The organism is Candidatus Baltobacteraceae bacterium (assembly GCA_036488875.1).
In the GTDB taxonomy this organism is placed as follows: Bacteria; Vulcanimicrobiota; Vulcanimicrobiia; order Vulcanimicrobiales; family Vulcanimicrobiaceae; genus JAFAHZ01.
On the sequence record DASXGW010000001.1, the window covers coordinates 23468 to 37961 of the forward strand.

The 14494-nt window shown below is 63.0% G+C and carries 13 protein-coding genes; 5 read left to right on the top strand and 8 right to left on the bottom strand.

Annotation, left to right across the window (positions count from 1 at the left end):
* Positions 1–2 precede the first annotated feature (2 nt).
* Together VGG89_00100 and VGG89_00105 are read left to right on the top strand one after the other, a co-directional pair.
* The gene (locus tag VGG89_00100; protein HEY1974929.1) at positions 3–1028 is read left to right on the top strand and encodes a histone deacetylase; all 1026 of its coding nucleotides are present in this window, start codon (positions 3–5) and stop codon (positions 1026–1028) included.
* A gap of 80 nt (positions 1029–1108) precedes the next feature.
* Positions 1109–4786, top strand: coding sequence for a carboxypeptidase regulatory-like domain-containing protein (locus VGG89_00105; GenBank protein ID HEY1974930.1), 3678 nt, complete (start codon positions 1109–1111; stop codon positions 4784–4786).
* Between the two features lie 62 nt (positions 4787–4848).
* Here the strand turns inward: VGG89_00105 and VGG89_00110 are convergent, their stop codons facing one another.
* The 5 genes from VGG89_00110 to VGG89_00130 are packed head-to-tail and all read right to left on the bottom strand — an operon-like array spanning position 4849 to position 8443.
* Positions 4849–5865, bottom strand: a complete 1017-nt coding sequence (locus tag VGG89_00110; GenBank protein ID HEY1974931.1) for a hypothetical protein — start codon at positions 5863–5865, stop codon at positions 4849–4851.
* The gene (locus tag VGG89_00115) at positions 5862–6329 is read right to left on the bottom strand and encodes a zf-HC2 domain-containing protein (GenBank protein HEY1974932.1); all 468 of its coding nucleotides are present in this window, start codon (positions 6327–6329) and stop codon (positions 5862–5864) included. The genes VGG89_00110 and VGG89_00115 overlap by 4 nt, the downstream gene beginning before the upstream one ends.
* A gap of 17 nt (positions 6330–6346) precedes the next feature.
* A complete protein-coding gene (locus VGG89_00120) occupies positions 6347–6919 on the bottom strand; it encodes a sigma-70 family RNA polymerase sigma factor (protein ID HEY1974933.1) in 573 nt (190 codons plus the stop codon).
* Between the two features lies 1 nt (position 6920).
* Positions 6921–7877 carry an SCO family protein gene (locus tag VGG89_00125; GenBank protein HEY1974934.1) on the bottom strand — a complete coding sequence of 319 codons (957 nt, stop codon included), beginning with the start codon at positions 7875–7877 and terminating at the stop codon, positions 6921–6923.
* Positions 7877–8443: an SCO family protein gene (locus VGG89_00130; protein ID HEY1974935.1), complete on the bottom strand. Its 567-nt coding sequence runs from the start codon at positions 8441–8443 to the stop codon at positions 7877–7879. Before VGG89_00130 ends, VGG89_00125 begins: the two co-directional genes overlap by 1 nt.
* A 28-nt stretch (positions 8444–8471) precedes the next feature.
* Between VGG89_00130 and VGG89_00135 the strand changes: the two genes are divergently transcribed.
* Complete coding sequence (locus VGG89_00135) at positions 8472–8912, top strand: MauE/DoxX family redox-associated membrane protein (protein ID HEY1974936.1); 441 nt, start codon at positions 8472–8474, stop codon at positions 8910–8912.
* A complete protein-coding gene (locus VGG89_00140) occupies positions 8909–9496 on the top strand; it encodes a TlpA disulfide reductase family protein (GenBank protein HEY1974937.1) in 588 nt (195 codons plus the stop codon). The genes VGG89_00135 and VGG89_00140 overlap by 4 nt, the downstream gene beginning before the upstream one ends.
* Here VGG89_00140 and VGG89_00145 read toward each other — a convergent pair.
* Positions 9493–10233 (bottom strand): hypothetical protein, encoded by a 741-nt coding sequence (locus tag VGG89_00145; GenBank protein ID HEY1974938.1) that lies wholly within the window; start codon positions 10231–10233, stop codon positions 9493–9495. The two genes, VGG89_00140 and VGG89_00145, sit on opposite strands and share 4 nt — an antisense overlap.
* A complete protein-coding gene (gene rfaD / locus VGG89_00150) occupies positions 10226–11233 on the bottom strand; it encodes an ADP-glyceromanno-heptose 6-epimerase (GenBank protein HEY1974939.1) in 1008 nt (335 codons plus the stop codon). Before rfaD ends, VGG89_00145 begins: the two co-directional genes overlap by 8 nt.
* 63 nt (positions 11234–11296) lie before the next feature.
* On the opposite strand from rfaD, the gene VGG89_00155 reads away from it, so the two are divergent.
* Positions 11297–13633 (top strand): TonB-dependent receptor, encoded by a 2337-nt coding sequence (locus VGG89_00155; protein ID HEY1974940.1) that lies wholly within the window; start codon positions 11297–11299, stop codon positions 13631–13633.
* Here the strand turns inward: VGG89_00155 and VGG89_00160 are convergent.
* A complete protein-coding gene (locus tag VGG89_00160; protein HEY1974941.1) occupies positions 13625–14440 on the bottom strand; it encodes a hypothetical protein in 816 nt (271 codons plus the stop codon). The two genes, VGG89_00155 and VGG89_00160, sit on opposite strands and share 9 nt — an antisense overlap.
* Positions 14441–14494: the final 54 nt, after the last annotated feature.

The window sequence follows — 14494 nt, forward strand, 5'->3', positions numbered from 1 at the left end:
GTGTGAAGTTCGTTCTCGATCCGATCTACGGCGACCATCTCCGCGGCGTCGGGCATCCCGAATCGCCCGACCGCGTGGAGGTGGTCGCTTCGCATTTACAGCGGCTCGGAGCGATCGGCGAAGCGCTGCCCGCGCGCGACGCAACCGACGACGAGCTCGAACGCGTCCACTCGCGCCCGTATCTCGAGCTGGTCAAAAGTGAAACGTCGCGCCTGCACGGCCCCCGATATCTTTCGACCGGAGACGTCGTCGTCGACGAGCGGTCGCTCGCGGTGGCGCGCCGTGCGGCCGGCGGCGCGATTGCCGCGCTCGACGCGAGCGTTCGCTATGGCGAACCGGTCTTCGCGTTGGTGCGGCCGCCGGGACATCACGCGGAGTCCGCGCGCGGCATGGGATTTTGTCTGTTCAACAACGTCGCGGTCGCGGCGCGCGCGTTTCAAGCGCAGCATGGCGGTAACGTCCTCGTGCTCGACTTCGACTACCACCACGGCAACGGAACCGAGGCCGTTGCGGGCGACGGGCTCTCCTACGTCTCGACGCACGCGTACCCGGCGTATCCGGGAACCGGCGCGGCCAGCTATGCCGTCGAGGGCGGGGCCGTGCTCAACGTTCCGCTGCCCGTCTCCGGGGTCTCGACCGAAGCGTTCGTCGCGATCTGGGAGTGGCTTGCGCGCGAAGCGGCCCGGCAACTGCGGCCGGACGCGATCGTGGTTAGCGCCGGCTTCGACTACGTGGCCGGCGACCCGGTCGGAGATCTCGGCGTCGAGGTGGGGGCAGCTGCCTCGCTGGCGGCCGCGATCGACGGCGTTGCGTGGGAGTTTTGTCACGGCCGCGCCGCCTATGTTCTGGAGGGCGGTTACGATCCGGTGATGCTGTTCACGTCGATCGCCGCCGTTGCGGACGCCGCCGACGACCGTTTGGTCGCCGTGTCCGGGGCCGAGCTGGCGGCAGCCCCTTCCCAGGTTCAAGGACTTCTCTCTCAGGTCTCAGGATTTCTTCAAGGAAGCCAGCCCAAGGGTGCGAACTAGCGTTCTTAGACAAGTCGACGGGAGGCCCGCGCGCGGGCGTCCTTGTCGTCTTGTCATATCAGCTACCTGAGGAGGTACGAATGATCCGGAGATCCCTCCGGCACGGCCTCACCGCTGTGATTCTCCTCGTCGCAATGCTTAGCCAGGGAACATGGGCACTGGCTGGCGTGACGGGCGGTCTCACCGGTGTTGCAGTCGATGCCGATACTTCGGCGCCCGTTGCAGGTGCGACGGTGACGGCGAACTCGCCGTCCCAAAGCGCAACCGTAACAACGGACGCCTCCGGTCACTTCACGTTTCTGACGTTATCGCCAGATACGTATACCGTGACCGTCACGAAGAGCGGTTTTCAAACGGTCAGTGCTCCAGGCCAAATCGTTTTCGCCGACACGGTGCAAACGGTTACGGTGCGCCTGGTCAAAGCGCTCAAGACCATCGCTCACGTCACCTCGACGGGCGCCGGCGCGCTCGTCAAATCCGGTACTACGAACGACGTTTACTCGGTAAACGCCGCGGCAATCGGCGCGACGCAGGCCCTGGGTGGTGGCGGAAGCCTCAACTCGGCGTACTCTGCGATTTCGTCGGTTCCCGGTGCGTACGTACCGCCGAACCAAATGGGTTACTATCAAACGGTCGTCATCCGCGGTGGTGACTATGACCAGGTTGGCTACGAGTTTGACGGCGTTCCCGTCAACCGCTCGTTCGACAACTATCCGTCGAGCTCGGCCTCGTCGCTTGGTAACGCCGAAGTCCAGGTTTACACTGGTTCGGCCAACGCCAACGCCGAGAGCCAAGGTCTCGCCGGCTACATCAACCAGGTCATCAAGTCGGGAACGTATCCGGGCTATGCCGACGGCGAACTCGGTATCGGCACGCCCACGTTCTACCACAAGGCTCAAATCGAGACCGGTGGAGCGACCCCCGATCGTAATCTGTCTTGGTACGTCGGCGTTGCCGGTTACAACCAAGACTTCAACTACGTGACCCAAGACAACAATCAGGCCACCGACAACTTTGCCGGTGCGCCGATTGCCCCCGTCGGCAACCCAGGTTACGCGGGTGGCGCGTTCTATGCGATGGGTCCGTTCAACTACGCGGCGCTCTCGAACCTACAGGTTCGTGACACGGTAGCAAACGTGCACATCGGAATCCCGCATCACAACGATGCGGGTCGCGACGACGTCCAAGTTCTGTGGGACAGTGAAACGATTCACAACCTGTTCTACAGCACGACCAACGACATCACGGCCACGAACGGCTTATGCCCGGTCGGCGGAGCGGCTTGCGCTACCAGCCTCCTTGGTTCTCCCCCGGTCTATGTCGACGGCCTGCACTACACGGGTCCGGCGTCGAACATCGGCTCGACGTTCAGCGCATCCGGCCTTAACTCGCTTGCTGGGGACGTCAAGACCTACTACTTCCCGAGCAGCGTGAATCGCACGGCGCCGAACAATGTGATTCCGAATACGGCGAGTGACTCGATCTGGAACGATCAAGAGATCGTCAAGCTGCAGTACACGAAGAACATCGGTTCGACGTCGTTTCTGCGGCTGTACGGCTACACGTACTACAGCGACTGGCTGCAGAACGGGCCGCAGACGACCTTTGCGGCTTACGCCGGATGCTGTTCGCCGGACTACGAGCTGACCTCGCACACGCGCGGCCTCAGCTTGCAGTACCAGAACCAGTTCAACGCACAGAACCTGCTCTCGTTCGAGTCCGGGTTCACGACGTCGAGCACGGTTCGTGACAATAACGCGTTCTACGGTGTCGGCAGCGGCGCGGCCGTGGTCGTCAATGCGGCAGATCCGCTCGACGGCTACTGTTTCACGCCGGGCTCTACCAAGACGCAAAAGCCGGTGGCTTGCACCGGTCCGAACGGGAACTACCAGAACACGGTCTCGTTCGGCACCATTCAGAGCGGCGGAGCTCCGGCATTGCCGGGCAAGTGCGTCGATCCGAACGTGGCGTCGACGGCGTGTACGTATCTCATGGCTGAAAACGGCCTGAGCCGCACGTACAACGCGGTAACGCCGCGATTCTTCTCGTCGTCGTTGACCGACGAATTCCGACCGAGCGACCGTTGGTTGCTCAACCTCGGCCTTCGTCTCGACGACTTCACGTACATCGGCCAGAACACCAATACCGGCTTGTACGCCGGCGAAGGGCCGAATGCTCGGCAGTTCTGGGTGAACTCCTACAACCTGAACACCTGCTTCAACACGGTCACCGGACAGCCGTATCAACGGACCTCTCCGGGCGCACCGTGCGGAGACGAACCCAATACGACGAATCCGGGCACGCCGTCGTACTTCTCCAACTCGCAGGGCGCGTTCACGTTCCCGATCTGGCAGCCGCGTGTCAGCGGCACCTACACCATCAATCCGGACAACGTGCTGCGCTTCTCGATGGGGCGGTACACGCAAGGTCCGGTGACGGCGTTCCAACAATACAACCGCGCGCAGGACAACGTTGCCTCCTACGACTGCAACACGTTCTGTAAGTTCGGTCGCTTCGCACCGATCGGTGCGATTCTGCCTGCGAACTCGCTCAACTCCGACTTCTCGTGGGAGAGCCACCTCAAGGGCACGGACTGGTCGTTCAAGCTGACGCCGTTCTTGCGGCAAACGCAGGACCAGAACCAGGAGTTCTTCCTGGATCAGAAGACGGCGTTCGTTTCCGGTCTCGACGTCGGCGGCCAGCGCAGCCAAGGCGTGGAGTTCCAACTGTCGAAGGGCGATTTCTCGCGTAACGGCCTTTCGGGACAGCTCTCCTTCGCCTACACCAACTCCTACATCAAGTACGGTAACCTTACGTCCGGCTTGTACGGTACGAGCGTGTTGACGACGATCAACCAAGCCATGTCGCAGTACAACGCCTATACGGCGGCGTGCGCGCCTGGCGGGAAGTTCGTCGGCAAGCTGGGTCCCAACCACGTCCCGTTCTGCGGTGTGACGAGCTCGGGTGCCGCAGCGGCTCCGTGCTACACGCCGTTCAACCGGGCAACCGGAACCGGCGGCGCCGCGGTGTACAAATGTACCCCCGGTGATGTTGGAAACCCGTACTGGAACGATCCGCAGACGCTGTGGTCGTTGGATGCCAACTATCCGACCTACAGCATCTTCCCGGGCGCGATGCAGTCCTCGAACGCTGGCTTCGGCGCTCCATACGTAGCGACGTTGCTGCTGAACTATAAGCACGACAAGTTCGCCGTTACTCCGTCCTTGCAGTTTGAAGGCGGAATGCGGTATGGTGCTCCGCTGGTCAACCCGGGTATCGACCCGGCCGGCTGCTGGCACACCCTCGCGGGTGCGGCTGGTGCAAACGGGGGCGGTCGTTACGACGCAGCCGGATGCGGCCAGTTGAGCGCGATTCCCGACACGTACACGAATCAGTTCGACGGTTTGGGATCGTTCGTCCAACCCAACAACATCGCCATGAACCTCCAGCTGAGCTACGACGTTAGCCCGCGCATCAACCTAACCGGTGTGCTGGCCAACCTCTTCAACACCTGCTGGGGCGGATCGGTCGAGCCGTGGACCTACAACAACGGTTCGATCTGCTCGTACGATCTCGGCGGTTTCGCCGGCGAGATTCTCCCTGTTGGAAACGTGTACAACCCGACCCACTTCGGGCAATCGCGGATTCAACCGTTCGTGAAATACCCGTATGGACCGGTCTTCGGACCGTTCAACCAGGACGGCAACTCGACGTCGAGCCCGTTCAACTTCTTCGTGACGGCGACGGTCAAGATCTAATCTCGACCTGAACCCCTAACGAATAAGGGAAAGGAAAGGCCCCCGCAACCGCGGGGGCCTTTTCATATCGAGGACGCTATCCGTTTAAGCTCTGCGAGCTCGAGTTCGCCGACCAGCGCGTAACGCAGACCGCGATCGCGCCACGCGAGCAAGGTCGTCGGTCCGCTCTCGGCATAATCGGCGGCGCTGCCGCCGATGGTCGTTGGTTGCGGATGAAACCGGCCCATGTTGACGGTTGCCGACGCGTCGTTTTCGAACAGCGAGACGGTACGCAGTCCGTCGGAGTAGAGGACGTGCAGCGTCCGCACGCCGTGCAAGGTGACGATGCTTCCCTCGACCGGCGAAAAGCCGTCGGGCAAAAACCTCGGTTCGCGGGCGGCGAAGCCGGCGTTTGCGGTTACCGCGTGCGGGTCGTCCGACGGCGTGGCGAAGCTCGGCCCGGAAACGTTGGCATAGCCGCGCGGAAGGGCGAAATCCGCGTCGGGCATCGGCGCGCCGAAGCGCACTTCTTCGAATCGCGTTTCGGCGAGCAGCGAGCCGTCGCCGGCAAACTGTTGCTTGTCGAGCACGATCTTCGTCGCGGTGTCGATTTTCACGATCACCGTCGTCTGACGCGTGTAGCGACTGACCAGCGCGACGTCGGCGACCTCACGGCCGTCGACCGTTTCGGCGCCGCGCTTGACGGCGCGGTAGTTCTGCCGGAGCAGCAGATAGTTGTTGTCGATCGCGATCTGATCGTTGACGGCGTCGTTCTTTCCGGCGACCACGCGGCGGCGTTTCACGTCGACGGAATACGACGCAACGCCTTTGGTGATGACGTAGTCGCCGGCGAGCGTCGAAGGCGTCGTATAACGGCGCATCGTCATATTGGGGGCGCGGTGCTCGATGCGGAAGACCGACGCTTGCGAACCGGCGTTGCCGATGCGCACCATCTGGACCGTTCCGGCGTATGAAATCGTCGCGGGCGCCGCCATCGCGTCGTAGACGAGCGCGTCGGCGGGCTCCTCACCCGTCGCGCCGGCGGAAGGGATCCCGGCGACCAACGCCCCGCAGCAGGCCAGCAGCGCGACGGCCTTCACCGTGCGTCGTCCTGTTCCGACGCGAATGCCGCCGGCTGGATCGCGCTTTCGGAGAACGGCATGTCGGTCGCGAGCGCGGCGTGATTGTCGAGGTACGTCGCCGCATCGATCGTCGCCATCTGAACCGTGCCTTGGTGCGGGCCGCCAACCACGAAATAGACGATCAGCGCGATCGCCACGAGCGCCGGGATGGCGATCGCGGGGCGCAACGCACGCGTCAGGGCTTCCCACCAGGGCGCGCCTTGCGGTTGCGATGCAATTGCCGCCTCGACGATGCGCTGCGCGAAGCCGGGCGGCAGGTCGCGTTCCGTGGCGCGCGCGTGCTCGCGAAGCACTTCGCCTAGCCGCGCTTCCGTCTCGAGCGCTTCGGAGCACGACGCGCAGCTGCCGAGGTGCGCGTGGACGTCGGCATCCCGCTGCGCCGGCAGCTCGCCGCGCACGTAGTCGTTCAACTCTTCGAGCATAGGATGTTCGTTTGTTTTCATGATGAAGACGATTTCATGTACCGGGTGACGAGTTTTTTTAGTTGGCCCCGCGCGCGGTGCAGCCTCGAACGAACGGTACCGATCGAGCATCCGACGATTTCTGAGATCTCCTGATAACTACACTCCTCAATGTCGGCGAGGACGACGATTTGCCGCTGTTCCGGTGCCAGTGCCGCAAGTGCCTTGGAAACCGGTTCGCTGAGCTGGGCCTCGACGTATTCGTCGATCGGCGTGATCGCCAGAGGCCGCTCGGTTCCGTAGCCTTGAGGCTCGTTGTCTTCCGGAATCTCTTCTTGATAACGTCCTTTTCGCCGTCGAAGTTCGTCGCGGTGCAGATTGGTGACGATGCGATAAATCCAGCTCAGGAACGACGTCCCGGGCTTGAAGCTGCGCCAGGCCCGATAGACGCGAATGAAGGCCTCCTGCGTGAGGTCGCGCGCGTCGGCCTCGTTGTGGGTCAAGCGAAGCGCGAAGTTATAGGTCGCCTTGCCGTATTGCTCGACTGCCGTTTCCAAGAAGGCAACCTGTTCGGGGGTTGCCGGTTCGAACGGCTTGCGCGGCGCGGCCACGCTAGTGCGAGCGGGCCCAGAGCACGCGACCCACGGCCCAGAGGGTCGTCGCCACGATGCCAAAGATCGCGAAGAACATGACGGTCTCGAGCAAAGTGATGCCGGCCGATTGACTGCCGCCGCACAACGCAACGACGCCGGCGATGAGCGAAAGCCGCCAGCGCTCGAATGGATTGCTGGACAAGCCGGCGACGGCGCGCGCTTGGGCGATCGCCGCCTCGGGATCCCAGCCGGCCGTCTGCACGACGTCGGCAACCCGGCCTCGCGGCGAAACGATGTAGAGGCGGTCGTTATGAATGTAGTTCGACGTGCTCACGCGCATCGAATCGATGCCAAATTCATCGAGCACGTGTTGGACGATCGATCCCTTTCCGGTCATCATCGTCCAGATTCCCGGGCGCGCGCCGTATTGCGCCGCATAATCGCGCAGCACCGCGGGCGAGTCGTAGGGCGGATCGAGCGTAATTTCGGCCAGTGCGAACCGATTGGGATCGAGGTGCTGCTGCATGTACGCGAACTTCCCGCTGATCGCCGGGCAGAGCGTGCGGTCGGGGCAGCGCGTAAAGACGAACGATAGCAGCAGCGTCTTGCCCGCAAACGCGCGATCGAGCGTAACCATGCGGCCATCCTGATCGACCAGCTCGGCTGCGGGCAGCGAAGCGTTGACGTCGACGGGAACGACGCGGCCGCGATCGGGCAGTCCCGGCGCGAATGCCGGCGCGGGCGCGGCGTTACGCAGGGTCCACGGCGTCGTGGAACGATCGAGATAGGCGTCGATCGAAACGCCCGGCTCGACGCGAACGTTCGGCGCCAGCCGATAGCGGCGTATCAGCGGCGGTAACGTCAGCGGCACCGCTTCGGTGCGAACGATCGCCTCGCTCGGCGACAGCGCGTCGACCACGACCCCGTGAACGGGTAGCACGGAAAGGGCGGCGGCCGCTAGCAAGGCGTGGAGCATCAGCTTTGCGCTTCGCGAAGGGCTGCGGCCAGCACTGCATCGGGATCGTCGTCGTCGTGTACGCTGCGCGTGACGCCGTTGCGGTCGATGAAGAAGACCACCGCGCTGTGCGCGACGTCGTAGGCGCCGTGCGGCTGCCGGCCGGGAATGCGCTGCGCCCAGACGTGATAGGCGCGCTCGACCGCATCGATCTGATCCGGCGTCCCGGTCAGCCCGACGACGCGTGCGTTTGCATCGCCAAACCGCGTGACGAAACGGTGCATCGCCGCGACGGAATCGCGCTGGGGGTCCACGGTCACCAACGCAATCTCGACCGGCGTCTTAGCGCCCGGCCCGACGGCCAGCCGTGCGAGCTTTGCCAAGATGGCGGGACAGGTATCGGCACAATGCGTGAAACCGAACGTCAACACGACGGGCGTTCCGCGCTGCGACGCTAAGGCCCAGGAGCTGCCCGTATCGTCGGTCAGCGTGAAACCGGGAGCCGCCGGCGCCCGGCTGCACGAGCAAAGCAACAGTGCCGCGGCTAGCGCTGCGGCAAGGTTCTTCACCGGGGGCGAAAGGGACATCGGCTTTATTTATGACACTCGTTGGGTCGTGAAGGCTGCCGTTTTCGTCGTTCGGATTCTGGTCGGCGGATTGCTGCTGGCGACCGGGATCCTCAAAGTGGGCCACCCGGCCGAGCTGGCGGCCGCGATCGCGGGCTTCCGCCTGCTGGGCGCCGGCGCGATCGGCCCGATGGCGCTCGCACTGCCGTACGTCGAGCTCCTGTTGGGAATCTATCTCATCGTGGGACTCTTTACGCGGATCGTCGCCATCGTGTGCGCGGCGCAGTTCGCGGTGTACGCAGCGGCCATCGGCTCGGCGGTCGTGCGTCACATTCCCGCCGCCTGCGGATGCTTCGGACCCGGCGACGCCGCGGTTGCCGATTGGCCGCACGTTGCATTCGATCTGGTTCTCGCGTTTGCGAGCGCCTTCATCGCGTACGCTGCACCCGGCGCGTTGTCCGTCGATCGGAGGCTCGTAAAAAGCTCGTGAATCGGCGTCAACTCGCCATCGCAACGATCGGCATCGTCGTTCTCATCGTCGCCGCGGCGGTTGCGTGGTACGTCACGCATCCGTCGCGGCAGTTGCAGAACGCTTCGCAATCCCCGATCGTCGGCAAAGCAAAAGTCGGTCAAATCGCGCCCGAGTTTCAAGCGTCGACCACCGGCGGTTTCTTCGACTTAGCAAAAACCGATAAGCCGGTCTTTCTCGAAGTCTTTGCGACGTGGTGTCCGCACTGTCAGCGCGAGACCGCGGTTCTCGACAAGCTCTATGCCGCCTATGGCTCGCGCGTCGCGTTCGTGGCCGTTTCGGGCAGCGACACGGCGATGGACAATACGTCCGAATCGTCGCCGCTCGACGTCTTGAACTTCGCGAAGCAGTTCAACGTTCGCTATCCGATCGCGTACGATCCGCTCATTCGCGAACCCAACAATCCTGAATCCGTCGCGAACCTGTATCTGCAAGGTGCCTTTCCCACCATCGCCGTCATCGGCAAAGACAAGAAAGTCACCTATCTCGAAACGGGCGAAATCTCGTACGACGATTTAGCCGCCCAAATCAAGAAAGTGCTTTAATCGCCCGCTGGGAAGATGTAGTTCGGCGGGGGCACGACGGGTTTGCCGACCTCTAAGACGATTTGCTCGTGGGAGGTCAGCGGAATATCGTGCAGATCGCCCGTGTACGGTTGTCCGTTGACGTAGGCGGTGACCGGTCCCGTGAAGCCGGCAACGCCGTTGGGTCCCAGCGGTTGGCCCCAAATGTCGAACATGTTGCCAAGCGTGTAGAAACCGTTGCCCTCGGGCGCGACGATTTGCGGCGCTTCGACGTGAATGATGCCGCTCGCGTCGTGCGTGTGAATCCAGTAGAGGCATACGCCCTGCGATTGGGACGGCGTCGCGCCCAATAGCTTGGGAACTTGATACTGTTTGCCGTTGGCGAAGAGCGCGAGATGCGCGTGAATGTGAAGGGCACCGCCTTCCATTCCTAAGCACTGGATGCCGTCGACCGGATCGCCGTGTCCGCCGGCCGGTGTGTTGCCCATTTGAAAGTGCGGCGCGCCGATCGTGCCGCCGTCCTTGAGCCGGATCGGCTTGGGCGAAGGCGACGGCCATGGCGACGGTGTCGCGACGTCGATCTTGGTAATGCGCTCCTGTTGCGCGTTTTGCTGCCAGCGCATGATTCCGAACACGGCGACCACGGCGACGATGACGACGCCGACGCCGATGTAGATGGGGCGCATGGGATCGCGCGGCGGCGGCGTAGCGGTCTCGCCGCGGCCTTGACGGCGGCGATCGGCGCGAGAGTTAGACAAGAATACCTTCTTTCGGATCGAGACAGCGTTGCGGCACGAGGTAGTTGGTGACGTAATCGGTGACGGCATCGGCCAGTGCCGCCGGCGCCCGGTCGTATCCCGTTGCGCGCAGCCGGTCCGTGCGCGCGCACGTCGAGTATTGGTACTTGCCGCGCAAGTGGGCGGGCATGTCGATGAACTCGATGCGCTCGGGCAGCTCGAGTGCGTGGAAAATCGGACGCACGAGCTCCAGCCAGGTCTGCGCTTTTCCGGAGCCGGCGTTGAAAATGCCGGTCGCACCGCACTGCGCGAGATGGATCGTGATGTCGACGGCGTCCTTGACGTAAATGAAGTCGCGCCGCTGCTCGCCGTCGCGAAACTCCGGGCGATAGCTCTTGAACAGGCGCACCGAGCCCGAGTCGCGGATCTGTTCGAACGCCTTGTGCACGATGCTGCGCATGTCGCCCTTATGGTCTTCGTTGGGGCCGAACACGTTGAAGTACTTGATGCCGCAGGCGCGCCGGTCGAGGCCCGTACGATGCGCGTAGAGGTCGAAGAGCTGCTTTGAGTAGGCGTACATGTTGAGCGGGCGCAGCGTGCGCAGGTCGAGCTCGTCGGAGAGATCGTCTTCGAGCGCGCCGTAGGTCGCCGCCGACGACGCGTAGACGAAGCGCACGTCGTTGGCGTCACTCCAGGCCGCGAGATGCTTCGTGTACTCGTAGTTATTGCGCAGCAAATAGTCCGCGTCGGTTTCGGTGGTCGACGAGCACGCGCCGAGATGAAAGAGCGTGCGGACGTTCCCGAAGTCGTCGCCGTCGATCGCGCGCTTCTCGAAATCGTCGGCGTCGATCAGATCGGCGAAGCGCAGCGGCACCAGATGCTTCCATTTTTCGGACGAGTCCAGGCGGTCGACGACGAGGATGTCATCGATGCCGCGCCGGTTCAACGCCCAGATCAGGGCGCTGCCAATAAGGCCGGCGCCCCCGGTGACGACGATCGTGCCGCGGTCGAGTTCGTGCATGCTGCGGAGGCCTCTATTAAGGGCAGCAGGGGCGCACCCCTATTCCGCGAATCGTTCGCAAATATGATTTGGGAATTGTTTGCAAATATGCTGCTGGGCGTGGCGTTCGCCGGCGTCTTGACCGGGACCGTCGTCGGTAGCGACGGCGTCCCCGCCGCTCTGGCGACGGTTACGGCAAGGGGCCAGAATCTGAGCCTCTCCACCCGAACCGACGAGCGCGGACGGTTCGCCTTCTCGACGCTGGCGGTCGGCGAATATGACTTGCTGGCGGCCAAGGGTGACCTGCGGGCGCTGGCACGCGTGGAGTTGACGACGTCGGGCACCGATGTGCGGTTGACGCTGATGCCCCTGACGACGATTCACCAGACCGTCGTGGTCCGGCCGGCGGCGCCTCCGGTTCGCGGATCGGGCACGGATCTGACGCTCAATCAGACGGTACTCGCTCACTCGCCGGCGTCCACGAACTTTCCCTCCCTGTTGGCACAGCTGCCGGGAGCCGCTCGTGGCGCCAACGGCGTGATTCACATCAACGGCGATCACGGCGATATCAACTACATCGTCGACGGTGTGTCCATTCCGCAAGCGATCAACCGCGAAGTCGGCAGCGAGTTCGACGTGGCCAACGCCGCCTACGTCGACGTAATGGAAGGCGCGTATCCCGCGCAATACGGGGGCCGGTTCGCGGCCATCATCGACATCGGGACCCGCGCCGGCGCTACGACACCTGGATTTTCCGGGTACGCCGAGGGTGGTTCGTTCGGAACGTTCGATTCCTCGATGGAGTATCACACCCCGATCGGTCCGGGTTCGCTCGTGATCGGCACTCACGCCGGACAGACCAACTACGCGCTCGATCCCCCCGATCCGGCGTCGCAGCACAATAACGGCAGCAACACCAATCAATTTCTGCGCTACACGCTTCCCAGCGCGTCCGGCGATTACGTCAACTTCACGCTTAGCCACTCGCTGCAGACGTTCCAGATTCCCAACGATATCGCCGGCGGCGAACCGCCCGGCACCGACGACAACGAGATTCAAAACGACACCTTCGTGGCGCTGCAGTATCACCACGCCATCGGCGACCACGGGACGCTCACCTTCGGTCCGTCCTACAAACGCTCGAACATTCTCGATTACGGCGATCCGTACAACGATTTCATCTACGGCGAAGCCGTCAACATCGCTAACGGCGGCACGCCGAGCGATTGCGCGACTGCCGTTAAGACCGGAAACTATTCGCCGACCACCTGCGCGTTTTCGCTCTACGGAAACTCGCTGGCTAGCGACGTCGCCTTCAATGGCGACTACGATCTGCGCAGCGAACGCCACGACGTACGAATGGGCGGGAACTACGACCTAACGCTCGTGCCGAAAACGTATGCCGTCACCTTGCAGCCGATGAATTTCTTGGCGCCGATATACACGCCCCAGACGCCTGGAGCCGCATACACCGTCACCGACAACGCGCCAAACGTCGGGCACACGGAATCGCTGTACCTTCAAGACAGTTGGCAGATGGGCAGCGATTACGAACTCGATTACGGGTTGCGCGAAGACGCGTTTGGGCTCTTCTCGACGCAGTTCCAGCGCGGGTTCTCCCAGCTGAGCCCCCGCGCCAAGTTCACGCGCTTCTTCGGCAAGCGGGCGAGCGTCTACGCTTTTTACGGGCGATTCTTTACGCCGTTTAGCTTCCAAAACGTTTCGCCGGAGGCCGCATATCTACTGAACTTGCCGCTGCAGCGCACGCCGGCGTCGTTCGATCTAAAGCCTCAGCGGGATTCCGACTACGAGATTGGGGGGCATCTGCCGGTCGGGAGCGGCGATCTCGGGCTGCGCGTCATGCAGAAGAACGCCACCGATCTCATCGACGACACGCAAGTGGGCGTTACGGCGTTTCACGAGGACATCAACTACGCGGAGGGCCGCATCGCCACACAGACGGTATACTATCAGTTGCCGCTGGCGCGCAACGGTCGCGTCTACGTTTCGGCCAATCACACGTATTCTGAGAACAAGGGCTGCGAGACTCAGCTATTAGCACCGTGTTTCGGTTCGCCGACGGATTGGACGCCGGCCAATCACATGCAACAGTGGGGCGCGACCTCCGGCGCAATCCTCAACGATGCCCGCGGCGGCTGGTTCTCAGTCGACGGCGAGTACGGCAGCGGCCTATCGTCGAGTGCTTGCGCCGCGACGCTGCAAACGCTTCAATGTGCGTACACACCTCACATCGTCTTCGACGCGGAGAAGGGTATCGCGCTGGGACCCAACGTCGCGCTCACGATGCGCGTGGGTAACCTTTTGAACGACCGGTACTTCGTTACGTTCGAGAACGCACAGGGCAACCACTACGCACAAGGCCGAACGTTTGCGCTCGGCGTGCGCTTCGCGTCACCGTGACGGCGGCGTCTGCAGGCGGAAGAGCGTTTCGCGCTCCGTCGTGCGGTACTGGCCTAAACTGACGGTTTTCTGAACGAGCGTCTCGTCGATTATCGTCGGAACGGCTCGCGCGACGTCGTATGTGAACGTCGAGCTGCTGTCACCGGTGCTGTACGGCCCGGCTTCACCCTTGGAGCTGCGCCGCTCGTCGATCGTCATCACGCCGGCCGCATTATGCAGAACCGCGAACGTCGCCTGAAACGACGACTGCGGGCCGCCGTCTTCGAGCTTCCAGTGCGTCTGATCGCCCTTCGAATCCACCACGCCGGGCGAAAGGAAGCGCAGCAACGTTACTTCCTCTAACGAGATGGGTTTGCTCGGATCGCAGATGATCGCGGTGGTCGGAGAGACGACGCAGGTTACCGATGAAGCGTCACGCTGGTCGTGTGCTTCGGTCACCTGCACGACCAAACTGCCGTCGGTCTGTTTTCCGATCATGCCAATGGTGATCGAGCCGCGATCGCGCGGGGCGTCTGCACCAACGTGATAACCAAAGCCGCCTTTGCAGTCGACTTGAAACCAGTCGATGCCGCCGTTGCCGATGTCCATTCCGCCGCTCATTTTGCCGCTTACCTTAAGGCCGCCGCTTAAACAATCGTCGGGACTGATCTCGCCGATCGGGTCGCCGTACCCGCCATTATCCGGATGACCGGTGGCGCCGGGCCCGGAGCGGGACTCGTACCCGTAGACGAGCGTGCGTACCGGCGCCGGCGTTTGCGCCGGTGTCGCGAGCGGGAAGCCGCCGGCAAGCAGGCCGACGCAGAACACAGCAACTCGTGCGCGCACCTTTACAGGAGCGCGGCACGAGCTGCCGTTGTGACG